This window comes from Candidatus Dependentiae bacterium (genome assembly GCA_020431705.1).
Lineage (GTDB): Bacteria > Babelota > Babeliae > Babelales > Vermiphilaceae > JAGQHQ01.
The window spans coordinates 1-20,700 of sequence record JAGQHQ010000006.1 but is presented as its reverse complement, the minus strand read 5'-3'; the positions used below and the strand labels follow the sequence as shown (position 1 = coordinate 20,700).

Here is a 20,700-nt window from a genome sequence, read left to right as displayed (position 1 = left end):
TTATGGAATTGGTTCTTCTCGTTCTTTATTAGTACTGCTAAGTTCGTCTTGATAGAATAAGTAGAGGCCAAGAAATACAATAGCTGCTGAGATATAAAAATGCCAGGTTACTGATTCTTCTAAGAAAAACCAACCGTAAAATGCCGTGAACAATGGGCCCATGAATCCAGCAAAAGAAACAAATGTTGCGGTGTAGTAGCGAAGTAGGTGACCATATAAATTAAAGCAAATGATATTACTAATAATAATTACACCAGTGAGATAGCCAAGAAATGGCATAACGTCAGACACCGGTGCAAAACCGTCCCAAAAAACAGATGTAATTAAGCTGAGAAGGCCGCCTGCTGTCATAGTGATACCGTTAACCATAGGGGGTTCGTAACTTTTATCCTTAACTAGTTTTCGCATCACAATCCAACTGTAGCTGTGTAGGGCAACTGAACCAATGACAGCAATTTCATACCACGATAGAAAGAAAAATTCACCAGCAGCTTGTTCTGTGGATGATGTGTTGAGAAGAATTGGTATAAAACCACAGAAACCAATTATGAGACCTAACCATTGTTTGCTAGTTATTACTTCCTTAAAAAATAAGTATGAATATAATGAAGCAAAAAATGGTGAAAGATTGTAAATAAAGCATGTTTTTGTTGCAGTGAGTTCACTTAATGCCCAGAAGCGAAGAATATAGGCCATATAAATACCGCAAAATATAATTTGTGCATAGTAAAAAATATGTTTACGCTTAAATTTAAATTCAGCATGGGTATGAAAATATTGATATGCAAGTAAAACAAGCCCAGCCAAAAACATTCGAGATCCGGCTAAAAAAAGTGGGGTTGTGTAATGTAAAAGCACTTTTCCCATCGGGAATGAGGCACCAAAAAGTGCATAAAGTAAAATTATTAATATCATATTATTGTTAAGTATCAAGTACTGTTTTAAAAAATTCAAGCACTTTTTCTTGATATACGTATTTATGTTTTAAATGGTTGCATGCGTGAGTTGAATATTCGATCCACCAACAGCTGCCTTTTAAAGCAGTACTTGCAAGTCTTATTGCATGTTCAATGGAAACGTAACGATCATTATACGCATGTATAAAAAAGATAGGACATTTAATTTTTCCAATCTTATCAAATAGATTAGTCTGCTTGTCGTTTTTTTGCAAGTATGATCGTATAAAATAGGTTGTAATATTAATAATTTTTGAAAAAATATAGTATGTTATCCGATATGGATACTTTTTTTGTACTGATTTTTTTGAATCATTTTGATAGCAAGTAGTAAAAAATGGTGGTAATACGTGCTGTTTTGTGTGATATGATAAAATATGAATGGTGTCACTAATAGAACCAAATCCGCTATCAAAAATTAAACCTTTAATTGCATATTTTTCTAAAGATGCTTTTTCTTGTATATATAATAATGCATGTACTGCATTAAAAGCTCCAGAGCACAATCCAATAATGATTGTTTTAATCGGAGCAATTTTGTGTATGTATTTAATGGCTCCAACAATATCTTGATAGTCATTAAGCCCATAATTATGTATATTAGACCAGAATGTACCGTTACTTTGTCCATGCCCACGTGCATCAAAAAACAAGATATTGCAATTTTGGGGGAATATTCTAAAAAAAGTAGCCATACTCTCTTTGAGGCCGGGATAAAATCCTGCGCAGCAAACTATGTTACAAAGAGCTTGCTGATGTATTTTTAATAATCCAGATAGTTGCACGTTATCTTCAGTAGAAAACATTACCTCTAGGAAATTATGTTTATCAACAAGTGTGTTTTTTACTCGTTTTGATTGACGTAAAAATTTTGTATCAAAAAATGGATCAGTTTCCCAATATGTGTTGATGAGTGAATGAGATAAAAAGATGATTGTTAGTAGTGTATATGTTACATATTTCATGTTAGTAGAGTATAATACTTTTCTTGCGCAACTTTAGCAATCTGCTACAGTTTTAAACGCATGTCGCAAAAAAGCCTCTACTACAAGGAGATGTTGCTTTGATGTTGTTACTCAGTATTATACTTTCAGTTTTTTCTACAGCGGTTATGGGCTATATCTCGATGGCCGTACCAATTGGACCTTGGATCGCGCCGATGCTTGTACTAATAGCATCACTTTTTTTTAGACTTTTGACGATAAAAAATGATACTAACAAAAAAATAGCACTTGTTGTGTCCTCAGCTTCAATTGGTGGTATTTTGGCGACCGCGTGTGGTTTTTCTTTTCCTACACTGTTCTTTTTAGATCCAGAATTATTTAATTCGTGGTTAGTACAGCCAGTTTATTTTGTAACTGTGATGGCAGGTCTTGCGTTTACTGCAGGTTGGTTTGGGGTATGGGTAGCAAACGTTATTGAAGAGCGTTTAATTGTGCAAGAAAATTATGAATTTCCTATTGGGCAGGTGATTTATAAAATGATTGAAGCGCAACAGCAAGCTCGCAAATCATTAGAGCTTGCAATAGGTTTTGTTGGTGCCATGTTGTTTTCTTTTTTTCAAAGTGGCCTTGCGTATTTAAAGTATACGTGCCATATTCCACGTTTTTTAGTTTTAGTGCCGCGTATGCGATTTGGCGTCTTGCATATTCCATTGACTCAAGTTGATTTTGCGATTTTCCCGATGCTTTTGGCTATAGGGTTTATTGCAGGACATTTAATTACTGTGCCGCTTTTTGTTGGTGCGTTTGCAAAAATATTTGTAACAGGCCCACTAAATATATGGTTTTTTTCATGGATAAGCTCTGTGGAATTTTTGTTAGCATTTTGTAGTGGTATGGTGATCGCTGGGGCAGTTGTTGGTTTTATTAAAACACCAAAGATGTTTTTAAAAAAAGTGAAAAAATTTCTTGATAAGAAAAATAATCAAAATGACATAAATGTGTGCAATGATGTGGGTATGTGTAGTTCAATGTTATTTTCTGGACTAACTAAGGAATGTGCTCTAGAACTAATTTTATTACTTGCGGTATGTGTTGTATTTTTAACCTATTTTGATTTTTCATTGCTTACGCAATTGTATTTATTGTTTTTTACGTTTATGTGCACGTATCAAGTTGCGGTTATTGCGGGTAAAATAGGGCTGGCTCAACTTGGACGATTTGCAACGTTTGTAATGGTGCCAGCAATGTTTTTGTTTAATCTTGATTTTGTACAGATTGTTTTTATTTCAACATTTGTGCAGATTGCTGGCGGTGTGTGTGCTGATGTTTTATTTAGCAGAAAGTTGGGTGTTCTTGCTAATCTTAATCATAGGAAATTACAGTGTTATCAGTATCTAGGGTTGCTTGTGAGTGTACTGGCTATAGGTATTGTTTTTTGTGTTTTAATTAAACATTTTGGTTTAGGTTCTGCAGAGCTATTTGCGCAAAAAGCATTCGCACGGCGACTTTTGATCGATGTTAAGAGTTTTAATGTGTATGTTTTACTGCTTGGTTTTATGTTTGGGTGGTTATTAAAGTTTATTAGAATTCATCCAATGTTGGTTCTTGGTGGTTTGTTAATGCCAACAGCAATTTCTCTTGGTCTTGTGCTTGGTGGTGTTCTTACGCTTTTTTATAAAGAAAAAGAAGAGGTAGTTCCGTTTTGGTCTGGTGTATTTGCAGGAAATTCTGTCTGGATGTTGATTAAAGCATTTATGGGTTAAAAATTTCAATGACAGTATTCTTTTTGTTTTAACTTCGTTTTTTTGACTAAAAAATTTTCTATTGTAACCTCTCCTCAAAGAGGAGTATTTGTCTTTTTTGGCCAAATATATAACTGATTTGTTTTTATTTGAGGTAGTACATGAGGCACTATCGCTATCTTTTCTTTTTTCTTTTTGTATATCTGTATATTACCTCTACCTTTGCTGTAGTAATTGGGGACATGAACAGTATTACGGTAGAAAAAGCAGTATATTTCCCATCAAAAGATACTAATAATATCCTTTCTGGTTTTGGGGTTCTTCAAAATGGTTTTACACTTGAGGATATGAATACAACCTGTAGTCTGGGGCTTTATTTTCCGGTATCTGGAACAATTGCTTTAAATGGTGGCAGTTTGTATTTGACTCAAGATTTGCTTCTGCGCGGTCCAGTTAGATTTGGGGCAGGCTATATCAATGGTAATAACTTTGCTATTGAATTTCCAACAAATGCTTCTGTGTTTGAATTTCCGGCTAGTGAATATTCAAAGCAATTAAATTTAGTTGCAACAGCTACTTTTACTGGATCAAACATTGTAATGGATTGGTCTTATGATGGTTCATATCTTGCAATTTCAGAGAATGTCGTCAATGAAGGAGTTACCCTTAAGATTTTTTCTGTGGAAGATAACAAACTTTCTTTGGTTGTCTCTAAAAAAATTGATTGTCCAAATGGTATACAAGTTCTTTGTTGGCATCCATCTGAATATATTTTTGTCTTGTCAGAGCATGAATGTTCAATACTAAGAGTCATTTCATTTGATTCTATTAAAAAATGCTTGAATGAGTACGTGCGTATAGATAGTGATGTAACGAGTGGGCTTTCTTGGTCTTCTGATGGCAAGTATTTAGCAGCAAGTAGTTCAGTTATTGCTGAAAACAAAAATAAATGTGGTGTTAGGATATATAAATGGGAAAATTCTCGTCTTGTTTCGATCGGATATGCCTTGATGAAAAAAGGATTTTTTCCATTAAAAAACATGATTTCTTGGGATCACACAAATACTTATGTTGTTGTTGCTGGATATGATAAAAAAAATCAGTGTATTGTATCAATTTTAAACATTGGTAAAGATGGTATTACCTCAGATTTGCTTCTTGAAGCAAAACGGCAGATAACTGCCCTTGCGTGGCATACTGAGCGCCCATTACTTGTTGTTGGTTTTTCTGATATTAAAACAAAAGGAATCTTATATTATTTCGATGCTGAAAGTAGTCGGTTGATAGAAGAACTTCCATTTACCTCACTGAAAATAGATGGACTTTATAATGCTATCTGGTCGAAAGACGGTTCATTTTTTGTAAGTTTAGTGAGTAGCAAAAAAAACTTACATGGGCCATATGTATTTGCAATATCGCAGTCAAGAAATGAGATTACAATTATTGCAAAAAATCATTTTATGCAAGAAATAAAAACGCTTACCAGTGTTAAAGCACAGGACCGTTTTTCTGTGTTAGATAAAAATGGAAAACTATATGTTTTTGAAATTGCTCCAGCAAGGTTTGTTGTTGAAGATGCAAAATTATTTTTTAGGACAGATGTTTTTCTTGAAGTTCCTATTATTTTTTATGGGCATTGTATTTTAAATGGTGGTGGTAACATTTTTGACTTGGGCTGTAAAGGTGCTATTCAAGTTGGAGAAAATAGCAAATTAGTTTTAGAAAATGCAATTCTTACAGGTGTTGCTCAAACAAATATAAAATGTCTGAGTGATACTGGTGTTTTAGTTTTACGTGATTTGATGTGGTTGCAAGATAATGATTTTACATTCTCTACGGGGAAATTGTGTATTAAAAACAGAGTTACTATGGAGGGCAATAGTATTTTTGCTTATTGTTCAAATCAAAGGAGTCTTATTTTGCCAAGATCAAGTTTAATACTTGATGGGGGGATCACTTTTAGCTATGATCCGACTTGTCTTTCTCGTTGTGATTTATTAGGGATGGCAGATAGCTCTTCGCAGTTAATTTTGCATGGAGCAACTCTCCATTCATCTGCTCAAAAATTATTACTAAAAAATGGAAGTTTAAAAGTAAAGACAGATTCAACTTTTTCATCAAATAATAGTGGCATTGAAGATGGTATAGTTATTGGTACTGGTGTACAAGGTGAAGATTGTACATGTACTATTGCAAGCGGGGCATTATTATTGTTGAAAAAGGGAATATTGAATTACAACAATATTTCTGCTGATTCATGGCGTATGGTAAGTAGTGGGTCAGTATTAAAATTAGGTTCTGCTGCAGAGCTTTGTTTACTACAGTCTCTTGATCTTGGCTTAGGTATGGCAATACTTTCTAAGAATGCAATATTACGTCGAATGGCAGGGAGAGAGCTTTTGGGTGGAGTACACGCTTTGGGTACTGTTATGTTTGATTGAGCGTGTGTATATTATCATGTATTAAAATTATATTTGTGTCCTTGACTAAATGAGGTTTGTTGTTAGTTTTTCTTACTAGGAAGTAGAGCTCAAAAAAAGTGGTAATGTGGTAGTAATGAATAAATCTATTAGGATTTTGTTTTTTTCTTTCGTAGTGTTGTTCTCTCGTCATATTGAGGCAATTATTTATGGATCGGAGATACTTGTTTCGGTTCAACCAACAGTAACGTTTCCTAGCTCAGATAACAACAATGAAATGCGTGGATTTGCTTGGTTTCGCAATGGGTTTACGTTAGAAAATTCCAGTACAGAATGTGATTTTAATTCTGTTTTTCCTATTTCAGGAGAAGTAAATTGTAATGGTGGAACCCTCTATTTAAGTCAAGATCTTTTTTTTAATAATAAAACAATTCTTTTAGGTTTGGGATCTATTGTTAATAATGGTGCTCAGCTTATTGATTTTTGTTCTACTATTACGTATTTACCAGATGATACTGAGCGCTTTGATAATCTTGTTTTTTCTTTTGAGCATGATCTGACATTAAATACTACGGTGCATTTTAAAAATAATTGTATAATTAACGGTAAGGGGAATGCGCTTGTGTTGGGTGATGATGCAGCTCTTATTATTGATCAAGGCGCGATGCTTGAACTTAGAGATATAGAATTAAAAAATGTTTCTGGATATAAAGTGAGATGTGCAGATGATACCGCTTCTCTTGTTTTTAATAGGGTTAAATGGATACAAGATTCTCATTATACATTTAGCATGGGAAGCATTACTTTTGTTGATCAAGTTGATTGTATTGGCCAGTATCATTTTGTCTATGAAAGTTCTCGAACAAGTACTATTCGATCAAATTCGTCTTTACTTATAACCGAGGGTATGCTTTTTTGTGCTGGTAAAAGTGATAATGGTGTTGAACCACTTCACTTCGATGATCAAACATCAATACTAAGAATTGATAATGGTTCATTGATAGTTTCCTCAAATGGGATGGTGTTGACTCGTGGTGTTCTTGATTTTTATAATGCCGTTAATCTTGATATACAATCGACAAATACTCAAACGGGATTAATTTGGGGTGATGGTACCGCGGAAAACGATGTAAAGATACGTTTTAATTCTGGTGCTGTAGTAAACCATATTTCTGGTCATTTAGTTTATAATAATGGCGTATCAAACGGTATAGAATCGACATCTATAGAGTCTCGACTGGTCCGGTATTTAGGTTCTCATCTTTATATAGCTCAAGATGTAACAATGCCCTCGTTTACTATCGAGATTGCATCAATGGCCGTTGAGCAAGTGCAAGTTGCACCAGGGGTTACTGTTCTAAATAAAAACTCTCGTGCAGAGTCACCTATTGGTTTATTTCAAATAACTGCCCAACGGTATGGTGATACAGCATTATTGTTAAATGGTGATGGTACTATTTCTATTTCCACGGGAAGCTTTCCAAGAGGGATCGTGGTTAATGGAACTGGTAACAGTGTTACTGGCAATGGAGATATCGTTTCTCCAATTGTTTTCCTTTCCCCAGCAGCAGAATTATCTATTTCTATTAATGGAGAAATGCAGGGAGATGCAACTCTTAACGGTGGTTTTTTTGGTTTAGAATCAAACTTGCAGCTTGGTCCGAGTACTATTATTACTGGGCCGGGAACTGTTGATTTAACAACCTGTGGTTTATTAACAGGAAGACAAGACACAAGTTGGGAAACTGCTATAACATGGGAAGGGAATGGTGGTTTTGTTGGGTTGCAATCAAACATCAATTTGAATACAGCTTGGACCTTTAATGGAGATTGCTCAATAGATGGTCAGAGTAACACATTAACACTGGGAGACTTTGCTGAAATTATTGTTAGTCCTGATTCTATTCTTGTTCTTAAAAATATGACAATTAAATATGTTGAAGGCACAAAGATTCGTTGTCTGTCTGATACAAGTAAAATTCTTCTTGACGATGTTACATTTTTAATGAGCGACAATATAACATTTTCAATAGGAAGTCTTAAAATTTTAGATGATGTAGATTTTTCTGGTTCTTATACGTTTTCTTATGAAAGTGCGCAAACATCAACAATCGATCTTAAATCAAGATGGAATTTTTCTGACGGTGCGACACTAAAAGTAGGTAAGCTGTCTGTAGATGATGTAGAGCCGATTGTATTTGAGGGCAGTTCATCGATTCTTGGATTAGAAAATTGTACGTTATGTATAACCAATTCTGGAACGACGATAACAAAGGGTAAAATCTCATGTTCTCGCGATGTAGTTGTAGATATTCTTGCAACAACTACGCCTGAGGGTTTGATACTTGGTAACGGAACCATAGATGGTAATGCTGTTCTTGAGTTAAACGCTGGTGCAACTATTAGTATTATAAACGGTTCCTTTGTTTATGATGTGGTAGATGTAAATGGTATTAAGTCTAGCTCTCAGACTGTAAAATTTTATAGATCAAACACAAGTAACATTTATATAAAACAAGACTTATTTCTTTCGAATTTGACCGTTGAAGCTGGGCCGCTAGCAGTGTTGAATGTTGCTGATGGTAAAACACTCAGCTATGATCGGTTTGTTGCATTACAAGATGATGGTGAATTTGAAATTACTGGAAGTAGAGTAAGCTGGTTTATGAATGCTCTTACCGGTAATAGTTCTATCTTTTTAAATAAGGGGCTAATTGCTTCATACCTTGCTATTTCAGGAGCGAATAATATTTTGCAGGGAAATGGTAATTTGACAGGTCAGATTATTCTTCAAAATGCATCGTCATCATTTGATTATAGTGTTAATGGTTTTGTCAACAACCATATTATACTCTCTGGTGGAATGTTATTATTGAGTGGTAACATGAACTTAGGAAGTGGTGTTTTAATTAACGGGCCTGGTGTTGTCAATCTTGGTGCGTATAAGCTATCGATTGGATCAAAAAATACTTCTTGGATAACGGACATTTATTGGCAGGGTGAAAATGCGGAATTAGAGCTTGGTGCTAATTTATCTTTGAGTGGGACGTGGACATTAAATAACTCATGTATTATTAACGGTAAGGGTAACGAGTTAGACCTTTCTGGCGGGGGTAGTATTGAGATTACTGGCGGTTCAACTATACAATTTAAAGATATAACATTAAATGGTTTAAGTAGTAGTAATATTCGATGTCTAGATGACTCTTCATCTATTCAACTGAATAATGTTGAATTGGTTCAGAATGGCGATTTTACTTTTGATACCGGTAGTATTTCATTTGAGAATAATGTTTCGATAATGGGAACGCATACATTTTCATATGAATCGTCTCAAACAAGTACTATTGAATCGGATTCTGGGTTGTTTATCACAGAAGGTTTGCATCTTCGTATTGGGCGACACAATCCTGCTAATGCTATTGAACCATTGTATTTTGTGGACTCAAGTTCATCAATAAATTTTGATCAAAGTTCACTTATCATAACATCTTCAGGAATGCAGTTGACGCGTGGGACTGTTACCTTTGACAGAGATGTGTTGTTCGATGTCCTTTCAACGACAACAGAGCATGGTCTTATTTGGGGTGATGGTAATAGTGAGAATGACGTTGTTGTTAGATTTGATCCTGGTTCTGCTGTTGTACATAAAGGTGGCTATTTTGTTTATAATAATGGTTCTCCTTATCGAATCTATGCACCTTCAAATAGTGCTGTCTATAAGCGACTTGAGGGTTCTCGCAGCTATATAGCTAAAGATGTTGTATTTCCATCATTTAAGCTAGAAGCAGAGTCGATGAATCTTGCTCCTATCGAAATAGCATCAGGTGTTTCACTAGAATTTGATGGATCTCGTATTGTTATGCCTATAGGCTCTCATACACTTAAGAGTCTTCAGCAGGAGGCTGGTGTATATAAGATGGATGGATCTGCTGATAATTTAACGTTGAATCAAGGAGTTATGCCGTTTGATGTCCAAGTTATTGATGATAATAATTTATTGAGTGGGACTGGGCGTGTTAGTGGGTTAGTATCGCTACAAAATAAAAGTTCTTCGCTTACTATTGACTTAAATGGGGATATACTTCAATCGATTCAGCTTTCAGGTGGTAAAATTATTTTGAATCGAGATGTTAAATTTGACTCAGGCGTTATATTGAAAGGTCCTGGTAGCATTAATTTAGATGTTTATACACTAGAACTTTCTCAAAAGGAAACTACGTGGGATCAATCAATCGGCTGGTCTGGTGATGGGGGTGTTCTTTCTATTAATGGAATTTTAAATCTTTCTGCAACATGGACTATGCAAGAAAGTTGTGTTATTCAGGGAAATGGTAATACAATTAACTTTGGGGATGAGGGTAATTTAGTTATTGCCAGTGATGCAACACTCCTTCTTAAGAACGTTCGTCTTAAAGGGCTTAAGAATAATAATATCAGGTGTCTTACCAATACAGGAAGGCTCATTTTGGATGATGTTGTGTGGCTTCAGGATAATGATTTTAGTTTTACAATGGGCTCTATTTATTTTGTTGATGATGTTGATTTTGCAGGAGAGCATACATTTTTTTACCAAAGCTCACAAACAAGTACTGTGGATGTCAAATCATCTTGGAATATTACAAATCGAATGACGCTTGAGATTGGTAAATTAGCAGCTGATGGAAATGAACCGTTGGCGTTTACTGATTCCACCTCTGTACTTGGTCTAAATAATTGTACATTTTATGTGAGTGAATATGGTATGCGAGGTACAAAAGGAACTATTACTGCTGAGCGTGATGTTGCTGTAGAAATAGTTTCGACTACTACTCAAAACGGTCTTATTTTTGGTGATGGAACTTCTGATAATGACATGGTTTTTGAGTTGTATCCAGGCACAACTGTGCGCGTTGAAAAAGGTGCACTTACGTATGATGTAACTTTACAGAATGGTATTAGATCTCGTTCAAAAACAGCGAAAATCGTAAGAACGGATAATAGTATTTTATACATAGCTCAGAATATTGAGCTTTCAAATATTACAGTGGAAGCAGGTCTTGCTGCAACGTTAAATGTTGCTGCTGGAAAAGTATTAAGTTATAACCCGATTGTTGCTCTTGATACCAACGGTGAATTTGAGGTAATTGGTAGTCGAGTTAACTGGTTTATGAATATGCTTGCTGGTAACCAATCAATTTTTGTTAATAAAGGTATTTTACCTACTTACGTACTTATTGCGGGTATCAATAATATTCTGCATGGCAATGGTATTATTACTGGTGGAATTATGTTTAATGATAGCTCTGCACACATGTTGTATCGATTAAATGGTGTTGTTTCAAATAATATTATGCTTACAGGTGGATCGCTCACATTGGAAAGAGATCTTGAATTTACCAAGGGTTTTGGTCTAATTGGGCCTGGATTAGTTACCATGAATAGTAATCAAATTGTTCTTGGTGCTGGTGAGTATTCTTGGACAACACCATTAATGTTGTCTGGCAGTGGCGCAAGTATTAACTTGCGTGGTAGCCTCGATCTTTCAAGTAGTTGGACTGTTGATGGTGTGTGCCAAATAAATGGTAATAGGAGTGTTCTATCTCTCGCACAGAATGGGCAAATAATTGTATCTGAAGGTTCAACCTTGGTATTGAAAGATCTGGTTATTCAAGGGGTAGCAGAGCATAATATTTGTTGTGTAGATAATGATGGGTCTCTTATAATTGATAATGTTGATTGGCAGCAGGATGGTGATTATACTTTTTCTATAGGAAGCATGTCGTTTATAAATAATGTAGTATTTCATGGCGATGGTACGAAGTTTATTTATCAATCTTCGCGAACAAGTACTATCAAGTCTGCCGCTACTCTGAAGTTAGATACAGGTTTAACATTTAGTTACGATCCCGTTGTTGTTGCATCTAAAAATTTGTTGGTATTTGAAAGTGATACAGCAACTCTTGCATTGCGAGATGCGTCACTGCATATAACTACGACAGGCATGCAGTTAGATTCTGGTAGGTTAAATATTAAAGGCAATTGTTGTATAAGCTCTGAAACTCAAGTAGTTGATTTTGAAACTACTATTGATGAGGGAGTTACTATTGGTTCGGGAAATATTGAAGATGATCTTTATGTTGAAATAGGTATTGGATCAATATTACGAGTTAAACAAGGAGCATTAATTTACAACAACGTTGATAGTTGGTCATTAAATATGGGCAATGCAGTATCTTCATTTGTTGTTGATCCAGAGGCTAGGTTAGATGTAGAGAAAACATTGAATTTAGGTGCTGGCAGGCTAATGTTGAGTAAGCGAGCAGTAATTAATCTTCAGCCTGGCCAGAAGGTTGTTGGTTCAGTAATCATGACTGACTAAGAACAGGGGTACTGTTATGCATATATTCAATATATTTACGTTTGCTTTAATATTTTATCTGAGTTTTTGTACTCAATCATATGGCATAGTTGTTGGCTCTGATACAACTGTTGCTCGTCAAAGAAAGCCAAAATTTCCATCGCAGGATGTTGACAATACAATGTTGGGGTTTTCGGTTTTTGAAAATGGTATTTATTTGGAAGATTCTAAAACAACATGTACATTTGATGCTTTTTTTCCAATTGCTGGAATTGTAGAACTAAATGGAGGTTCGTTGCACTTAGCTCATGACTTAAAGTTTAAAAATCCACTGCAGCTACATAGTGGGTGGATCTATGGAAATGGTTTTGCTGTTGAATTCCCGGGAAGTAGTTCTAATGTAGACATTCCAGTTTCACTCAACAATGTTAAAATTTTTTTACAATCAGATGCTACGATTACAGAAGATATAATGATTAAGAAAAGCTGTGTAATTAATTGTGGCGGTTATGCTTTATCTATAGGTGATAGTGGGTCAATAACAGTAGCTAATGATAGTCGATTACACTTTGAAAATGGTGTTATTAAGGGATTAAAAGAAGATAATATACGCTGTTATGACGATACTGGTGTGATGACATTAGATGATGTTGTTTGGAAGCAGGATGACGATTTTGTTTTTTTATATGGTGGCTTAATAATTAAAAATGATGTAGTGATGACTGGCAAGGGGAGCTTTGCTTACCAAACAAGTAAAACGTTTACTATTGCGAGCCGCTCATCGTTGCTATTAGATTCTGATTTTACGTTTAGCTATGATCCAATTAGAGTTGCTTCTAAAATATTGTTAGAATTTCAGAGTGATACTTCTCGTCTTATACTGGATGGTGCTACCTTACATGCGACTGTAACTGGTTTGCAGTTGACCCGCGGAGATTTGTTGGTCAAACGAGACTCATTTTTATCATCCGAGGTTACAAGTTTTGGTGAGCAGCTAATTGATGAGGGTATAATATTTGGCAGTGGTGTTTCAGAAAATGATGTTCGTTGTACTATTTTAAGTGGCAGTATCTTAGAGCTTTCAAGTGGTACGTTATTTTATGATAATGTTAATGCTGGATCTTTGAGAATGTTTAATGAACGTTCAAGACTATCCATTGCTTCTGGTGCAAGGCTTGGTTTATATCAAGATATTACGCTAGGAAAAGGTGTTTTATATTTTTCTAATGATACGACATTTGCTAGATATCCAGAAAAAAAAGTTATTGGATCTTTAGATATTGGTGGTGCGGTGGTAACAGAAGTTTTATAACTCAATTATGACACAAATAAAATGATAAAATGTTTTTTTGTTATTATATTTTGTTCTAGTGTTACTTTTTTACACATCTATGCTATTGTTGCTGGTGCCGATACGACAGTTGCGAGGCAATCGGCACCTTTCTTTATTAAATCTGATACTAATAATACATTACTTGGTTTTTCTTCATTTAAAAATGGTATTTTTTTGGAGGATAGTGTAACAAGTACAACATTTGATGGCTTTTTTCCGGTTGCAGGTAGTTTAGTTCTCAATGGTGGAACATTACATTTGGCACATGATTTGACGGTAGAAAAGCCGGTGAAATTTGGATCTGGTACAATAAATGGTAATGGCTTTGCAATTACATTTCCGAGGAATATTTCAACAATTACATTACCAACAACTGGTCATACAAGATTGCTTAATACTGTTGATGAGTATACCATTCAGATGCTCGGATATAGTGTTGATTGGTCACATGACAATCGTTTTATTGCTTTAAGTGGTTATGGCTATGCTACAGGTAAAGAATTGCAAATTTTGGAATTTGATGGAAGTTCTATAGTTAAACGTGCAGAATATGATGTGCCAGAAGCTACATATGCATATAATGTTCGGTGGCATCCAAGTGATTACTATTTGGCTCTTGCTTCATACGGAAGTACATATGCATTTAAAGTTCTATACTTTGACGAACATACATATGATCTCACCTTAACTGATAGTGCTAACTTGCAATATGTTTCATCGGTTGCGTGGAGTCCTAATGGTGATCATGTAGCTGTTAGTAGACTGTATGCCAATAGTTTTGATGTTTTTGATATTACTGATGGTGTACTTGGAGCAAAATATACAGGCAATTTCGGAGAGTTAGGTTATGTTCTCATGAATTGTCTTGAGTGGAAGGATGATGATAACATAGCGATTGGATTTTATTTGCACAATACTATGCCAGCGTTTCAAATATTTAGTTTTACTGGTTCTTCATTAAATTTCAGTGTTGGTATCAATAATAATTCTTCAGAAAGAATTTATTCTATCAATTGCTTACCTGAAACTTCTTTTATTGCTGTAGGTTATTTGACTGGATCACAAAAATTACGTGTTTATGAATATAACATGAACAATGCTACGTTAATAGACGTGACGGATAGTTTTTTTGGTGAGTTTTCTGCTGTTTATGGTGTTCACTGGCGAAATAACGGTGGTTTTTTAGCATATACTAAGCCGCCATCAACTAATGATTATGGAGTGAAGGTACTTAAGTTTGATTTAGAGAATAAAAAACTTGTTCATGTTGGTGGTTATAAGCCTTCCACGGTAGGCTGGCATCAGTTGCATTGGACAGGTAATGGTGACTATTTGGCTGTTGCAGCTCAACAAAAAATAACTGTTTTAGAGTTTGTTGATCAACCGCTAGTATTGAAAAATGCAAAATTATTTTTTAATTCAAATGTTAATGTTGGGGGAAATATCATTATTCAGGGAAGCTGTACGTTCGATTGTGGAGGATATTCCCTAGACTTGTCTGGTGGTGAAGTAACGGTTGATAAGGATGCTAATTTAATAATTGAAAAGGGAAAAATAAAAGGGCTTAGTGGTGAAGATTTGAGATGTGTTGATGATACTGGTGTATTGACGTTGCGTGATGTGAAGTGGTTACAAGATGATATAGTGACATTCTCACATGGTGCAATACGTTTTAGTGGAGATGTTGTAATGTCTGGTAATCATATGTTTGTTTATCAGTCAAGCAGAACAAGTACTTTACTTGCCAAATCATCATGGAAGTTAGATGAAGGGTTTACATTTAGTTATGATCCGATCGTGCTAACATCACAAAGTCTTTTGGAATTTGAGAATAAGAGTTCTGTTTTGATTCTGAATAGTTCAACATTACATACTACAGTTACTGGTTTGCAGTTAACAAGAGGTACTTTGCGTGTAGAAAGGGATTCATATCTTTCTTCAGAAAAGGAAATTATTGATGAGTATTTGACCATTGATGAAGGAATTATACTTGGTGATGGAATTCAAGAAAGCAATGATATGTCTATTGAAATTTTGAGCAATCAAATGTTACGAGTTTTAGAAGGGTCGCTTACATATAGAAATGTGGATCCATCATCATGGAGTATGGTGGGTCAAACTTCTATCTTATCGATTGTCTCAGGAGCGCGGCTTGCTTTACATCAATCAATTAATTTGGGTAATGGTAGAGCTCGATTTCAAAATAATACAGTTTGTGCTAAGGCCGATGGAAAAAATATTATAGGTGCAATAGATGTTTTAGGAGCACTGGTTTTTAGAAATTTGTAACTAGTTTTGTAATAAGCTGGAGGTGATGTGAAGCCTAAAATTATTTTTTATTTACTGTTGTATCTTTTCTTTTTTATTACAGATACTTTGGCCATCGTCGTTGGTTCTGATACGGTACCTTCTCGGCAATCTGCAGTAACATTTTTATCTTCTGATACAGATAATGAAATGCGTGGTTTTGCTGCGTTTGAAAATGGTTTTGTTTTTCAAAATTCTTATACAGAGTGTCTTTTTAACTCATTTTTTCCTGTTGGCGGCTCTGTGAAACTAAATGGTGGGATACTTAATTTAAATCGTGACCTTTTATTTGAAAGTAATGCTGTGCTGGAAAATGGTGGTACTATTTTTGGTAATGGTAACATAATCTTTTTACCAGATAAGATAACGGTATTTAGCTTTGGCGGGGCAATGGTTTTTAATAATGTCGATATTGTTTTAAATTCTCATCTTAATTTAAATGGGGAGATTCGCTTTGAGGGAGAGTGTCAGATTGAAGGTAATGGCTATCAAATGAATGTTTCTAGTGGTGCACTAGCGGTGGGCGAAGGAAGCATTGTTACTATAAAAAATACTACTATTTCTGGAGTAGCACAGGAAAGACTATATTGTACACATAATAGCGGAGTATTCTGTTTTGAAAATGTTTTATTGATTCAAGATGCTAATTACAGTTTTACTCAAGGTTCGATAGAAGTTATAGGAGGAAAATTGAAAATGTCTGGTTCGCATGTTTTTACATATGAAAGTGATCAAACGAGTACTGTTAGGTCAGGTGCGACTTGGCTTTTTGATATTAATATGAGTTTTAGCTATGCATCTTCTAGTTCACAGTTCATTGCGTTGGAGGATGAAAAGGCATTGTTATATTTGCGTGAGACAAATTTATATGTGACTTCTATTGGATTGCAACTTACAAAGGGATCATTGGTTGTTGAGGGTGAATGTTCAATATTTAGTGATGCGACGGAAGCTTCTGGAGGAATCATTTTTGGAGATGGTGTGCTGAGCAATAATAATCTTTTTGTAAATATTCTTGATGAATCAGGCTTAAAGATTGAATCCGGATTTGTGAGTAATAAAAATGTATAAGTGTAATATGATATATTTTATCATTTTTTTGTTCTTATTAACGCCGCATCTTGAGTCTGCTACAGTTGGCTCTGAAGTAGAAGTCTCGAAGGAATCAAACGTTACATATTCATCTAAAGAAAGCGATAATGAAGTAGTGGGTTTTACTGCGTTTGATGATGGATTTAAATTAGAAAATTCTGCTACGCGTGTTACGTATAATTCACTTTTTCCTGTTTCAGGTTCAATAACGTTGAATGGTGGAATTCTTGAATTGTCCAAGGATTTACTTTTAGGGGCTAGCTTTGATTCTGTGGGAAAAATTGATGGAAATTTTCACGCTGTGAGATTTACTACTACGGGCTCTATTCAGTTGCCATCGGGTATTGGACGCATAGTTGGTGGAATAAGATTTATAGATAATTACATTGATTCTTCTGCAATAATATCTGTTGATTGGTCTTTCGATGATGAGCATGTTCTTTCTGCTTCATCTAATGGCATAGTAAGAGCGTATAATTTTGATGGAGAGCAATTACTTTTTGATGTGGCAGAACAGCAGCAAAGATCGGTCTATGGAGCGCGTTTTTTGCCGATTGATTCATATCATTTTGCAAAGACTGCAAAGGGTAACGTTGTTGGTATAGAGATTTATAATCCAGATACAAACTCTTTAACTATTACTGATGTGGAAAAATTTGTCTCTGGTAAATGTGTTGTGTTTAATAAAAACGGTACTTATTTGGCTGTTGGTAGCTCCGTATTGTCTGTTTACTCATACTCGAATGGTCAACTGACATTTGTTAATAGTGTGGCTACTGGTGCAATAATTGGAAAAAAAGCAATTTCTTGGGATTCTACAGGAAATTATATCGCTGTCGGTTTAGCTGTTAATAAGGGGGCTGAATTGAAGATATATAATTTTAATGGTTCAAAGTTGACACTTGATTCTAGTGTAGATATTGGGAAATCGGTGCAAGCAATTGACTGGATGAGCGGTGATTCTTTTATTGCGGTTGGATTTTCAGATAGTGCAAATAATATTAGTGTATTCAAGCATAATGCAGTGTCGAAAACGTTAACAAATCAATCAGGAGCACAAATTGTTGAGAGAAAAATGGTAAATTCTCTTCATTGGAATTCTGATGGAAATTTTCTGGCTGTTGGTTTAGCATATTCTTCTGATACCAGTGAGGTCCGTGTTTATGAATTTGATAAAAAACAAACACTGCTTACTTTGAAATATGAACTTGATACTTCTGCAGGTGTTAATGATATTAGATGGTCTCACAATGATAAGTATCTAGTATGGGGAGATTCAAATTACGAGGTTAATATTTATGAGATTGTTGGTCCAGAAAATCCTTCTGGTAATTTGATATTTAAAAATGCTAAAATAACGTTTAATTCAAATGTAACGCTTAAAAATAAAGTATGTTTTGAGGGTAATTGTACTGTGAAAGGTAATGGGTACATAATTGATCTAGATTCACAGGGAGCAATTATTGTTGATAGTAGATCTTCGCTCTTACTTTGTGATGCTACTCTTAAAGGTGTTGTTGGTACGAATGTTCGGTGTTTAGATAGTTCAAGTACACTATCATTAGCAAATATTATTTGGATGCAAGAGCAAGACTACACTTTTACAAGTGGCTATATTGATATTGTTGGTGATGTAGCAATTACTGGAACACATACATTTTCTTATCAATCAGATCAGCAAAGTACGATTTTTCCTTATACAAAAGTTTTTTTTGATAAAGGTATGACATTAAGTTATGACCCTAAAACAGTCGCTCGAGACTTACTGGCTATGATAGATCAAACATCGATTCTTCATTTGTATGATACAGTATTTCACTCAACAGAAACAGGATTGCAGTTGACTAGAGGGACTTTGGTGATAGAGGGAAACTGTTTTATTAAAAGTGATGCATCTGTATTGGAGGAGGGAATTAATTTTGGTGATGGAATTTACCAATCTAATAATCTTTACGTTAGGATATTACCTGAGTCTTGCTTAGATATCAAATCAGGTTTTTTAGTTTACAAAAACGTCTAGGAAGGCTAACGTAAAATTGTAGTAGTGATCATCACGTATTGATAGTAATTTGTAGTGACGTAAAAAGGGAGCGTGGTGTATGAAGCGCCGCAGTAGTGTGTTAGTTGCTTTATTATTTATTTTTTTATCGATTTTTTGTATTTGTCGCGCAAATTTAAAGATGCGTGGTAATTCTTCTTTTATAAAGGTTTCTTCTGGAGCGACATTTGTTGCAGAGCAGCCAATTGTTTCTTTTGGTGGCGCATTAATTAGAGATTTAGGTGGTACTATATCAGGTGAAAATATTAGTTTTAATGGGGGGTTTCTGTGTGATATTGAGAATGATTTATTACTTAATGCTGTTTTTAAGCCTTCAACAAATGAAATCATTCTTTCTGGCAATAAGTTAGAAGCCAAAAATGGAATTCTTAAGCAATCGGTAATTGTTACTGGTATTAATAATTTATTAGTTGGGCAACCAATTTTTGATAATGATATTGTATTACAAGATCAAAATACAACCTTGAGCCTTGCTGTTCGTAGTGCAATAACTAAAAATATTGTATTGAATGAAGGTACTGTTTATTTAGATGATGATGTAAAGTTTGCAGGTTCTAATATTTTTACTGGTGCTGGTTATATACAGGGAAAGAATAGGAAGGTTTCAACGGGTGATAAACCGTTTACTTGGTCTGCTACTATAACATGGCAGGATGGTAGTAATCTTGAGCTGCATACTAAGATTGATTTAACTGGTGTTTTGTGCTTTCGTGGAGATTGTACAATAAATGGTCATGGAAATGTAATTGATTTAAGCAAAGGGGGAGCGCTAATTGCTGATGTTGGTTCGAAGTTATATCTGAACAATATATCTGTAAAAGGGATAGGTTATGGTGGTGGTACTCTAGGATGTGATAAGGCAGAGTTGGAGTTTTCTGATTCTACAATTGAGTTAGTGGGTAGCTATACTGTATATGGTGGAATGTTGGCTAAAGGGCCTACAACATTAGTTTTGAAGGCTTATAATTGGTACTTCGATGATATGGCATCGTTTACTGTTGATGGAGTTACTCTTTGGAAAGATCGTGCAGGAGCACCAATTGGAGGTGATATAGTATTTACTGATTCAACTAGTCAATTGACATTGCTTAACTATGGTGCAACTGCATATAAATATGGTGGTAATGATGATAAAGGAGGTGCAAGTACCTCTGCATTACAAAGTCTTATTACTCGAATTGAAGTTGTAGAAACATGCTGTGATGAATTACGTACAAGCACAGGAGAATTGATATCGATAATTGATGAATGTTGCTCAAGTCTGAAAACAAGTACAGGGCAATTACAGTCACAAATTGATGCAATAGATGATCTTATACAATCGTGTTGTGATGCGTTAGCAACAAGCACTGGAGAGTTGCAATCGCAGATTGATGAACTGGACGATAGGCATACGTCAGAACGAGAGATTATAGAATCGCGAATTGAAGTTGTAGAAACATGCTGTGATGAATTACATATCAGAAGAGCGTCGTGAAGAGCGAGAGTGTAGAACTCAGTGGTAGCC

10 protein-coding genes are annotated in these 20,700 nt (G+C 35.0%); 8 read left to right on the top strand and 2 right to left on the bottom strand.

Annotated elements, in window-relative coordinates:
• Entirely contained in the window at nt 1-915 is a 915-nt protein-coding gene (locus tag KC460_02510) for a DMT family transporter (protein ID MCA9770220.1), read from the bottom strand.
• Nucleotides 916-922: 7 nt separating this feature from the next.
• On the bottom strand, nt 923-1,921 hold the full coding sequence (locus tag KC460_02505) for an alpha/beta hydrolase (protein MCA9770219.1): 999 nt from the start codon (nt 1,919-1,921) through the stop codon (nt 923-925).
• A 101-nt stretch (nt 1,922-2,022) separates the two neighbouring features.
• Here KC460_02505 and KC460_02500 point away from each other — a divergent pair, with 101 nt between their 5' ends.
• The 8 genes from KC460_02500 to KC460_02465 all read left to right on the top strand — a co-directional run bounded on the left by KC460_02500 (nt 2,023) and on the right by KC460_02465 (nt 20,670).
• Complete coding sequence (locus KC460_02500) at nt 2,023-3,663, top strand: OPT/YSL family transporter (GenBank protein MCA9770218.1); 1,641 nt, start codon at nt 2,023-2,025, stop codon at nt 3,661-3,663.
• Between the two features lie 221 nt (nt 3,664-3,884).
• Complete coding sequence (locus tag KC460_02495; GenBank protein ID MCA9770217.1) at nt 3,885-6,083, top strand: hypothetical protein; 2,199 nt, start codon at nt 3,885-3,887, stop codon at nt 6,081-6,083.
• Nucleotides 6,084-6,198: 115 nt separating this feature from the next.
• On the top strand, nt 6,199-12,423 hold the full coding sequence (locus tag KC460_02490) for a hypothetical protein (protein ID MCA9770216.1): 6,225 nt from the start codon (nt 6,199-6,201) through the stop codon (nt 12,421-12,423).
• A gap of 16 nt (nt 12,424-12,439) precedes the next feature.
• Nucleotides 12,440-13,714: a hypothetical protein gene (locus KC460_02485; protein MCA9770215.1), complete on the top strand. Its 1,275-nt coding sequence runs from the start codon at nt 12,440-12,442 to the stop codon at nt 13,712-13,714.
• A 21-nt stretch (nt 13,715-13,735) separates the two neighbouring features.
• Nucleotides 13,736-16,024, top strand: a complete 2,289-nt coding sequence (locus tag KC460_02480; protein MCA9770214.1) for a WD40 repeat domain-containing protein — start codon at nt 13,736-13,738, stop codon at nt 16,022-16,024.
• A gap of 27 nt (nt 16,025-16,051) precedes the next feature.
• Entirely contained in the window at nt 16,052-17,113 is a 1,062-nt protein-coding gene (locus KC460_02475; GenBank protein ID MCA9770213.1) for a hypothetical protein, read from the top strand.
• A 7-nt stretch (nt 17,114-17,120) separates the two neighbouring features.
• Entirely contained in the window at nt 17,121-19,154 is a 2,034-nt protein-coding gene (locus KC460_02470; GenBank protein MCA9770212.1) for a hypothetical protein, read from the top strand.
• A gap of 79 nt (nt 19,155-19,233) precedes the next feature.
• Nucleotides 19,234-20,670 (top strand): hypothetical protein, encoded by a 1,437-nt coding sequence (locus tag KC460_02465; GenBank protein ID MCA9770211.1) that lies wholly within the window; start codon nt 19,234-19,236, stop codon nt 20,668-20,670.
• Nucleotides 20,671-20,700 lie beyond the last annotated feature (30 nt).

Excerpts from the sequence above, each read along its gene's own strand:
- KC460_02470 (MCA9770212.1), top strand. The coding sequence starts at position 17,121 with ATGATATATTTTATCATTTTTTTGTTCTTATTAACGCCGCATCTTGAG.
- KC460_02465 (MCA9770211.1), top strand. The coding sequence starts at position 19,234 with ATGAAGCGCCGCAGTAGTGTGTTAGTTGCTTTATTATTTATTTTTTTA.
- KC460_02490 (MCA9770216.1), top strand. The coding sequence starts at position 6,199 with ATGAATAAATCTATTAGGATTTTGTTTTTTTCTTTCGTAGTGTTGTTC.
- KC460_02480 (MCA9770214.1), top strand. The coding sequence starts at position 13,736 with ATGATAAAATGTTTTTTTGTTATTATATTTTGTTCTAGTGTTACTTTT.
- KC460_02485 (MCA9770215.1), top strand. The coding sequence starts at position 12,440 with ATGCATATATTCAATATATTTACGTTTGCTTTAATATTTTATCTGAGT.
- KC460_02505 (MCA9770219.1), bottom strand. The coding sequence starts at position 1,921 with ATGAAATATGTAACATATACACTACTAACAATCATCTTTTTATCTCAT.
- KC460_02510 (MCA9770220.1), bottom strand. The coding sequence starts at position 915 with ATGATATTAATAATTTTACTTTATGCACTTTTTGGTGCCTCATTCCCG.
- KC460_02500 (MCA9770218.1), top strand. The coding sequence starts at position 2,023 with ATGTTGTTACTCAGTATTATACTTTCAGTTTTTTCTACAGCGGTTATG.
- KC460_02495 (MCA9770217.1), top strand. The coding sequence starts at position 3,885 with ATGAACAGTATTACGGTAGAAAAAGCAGTATATTTCCCATCAAAAGAT.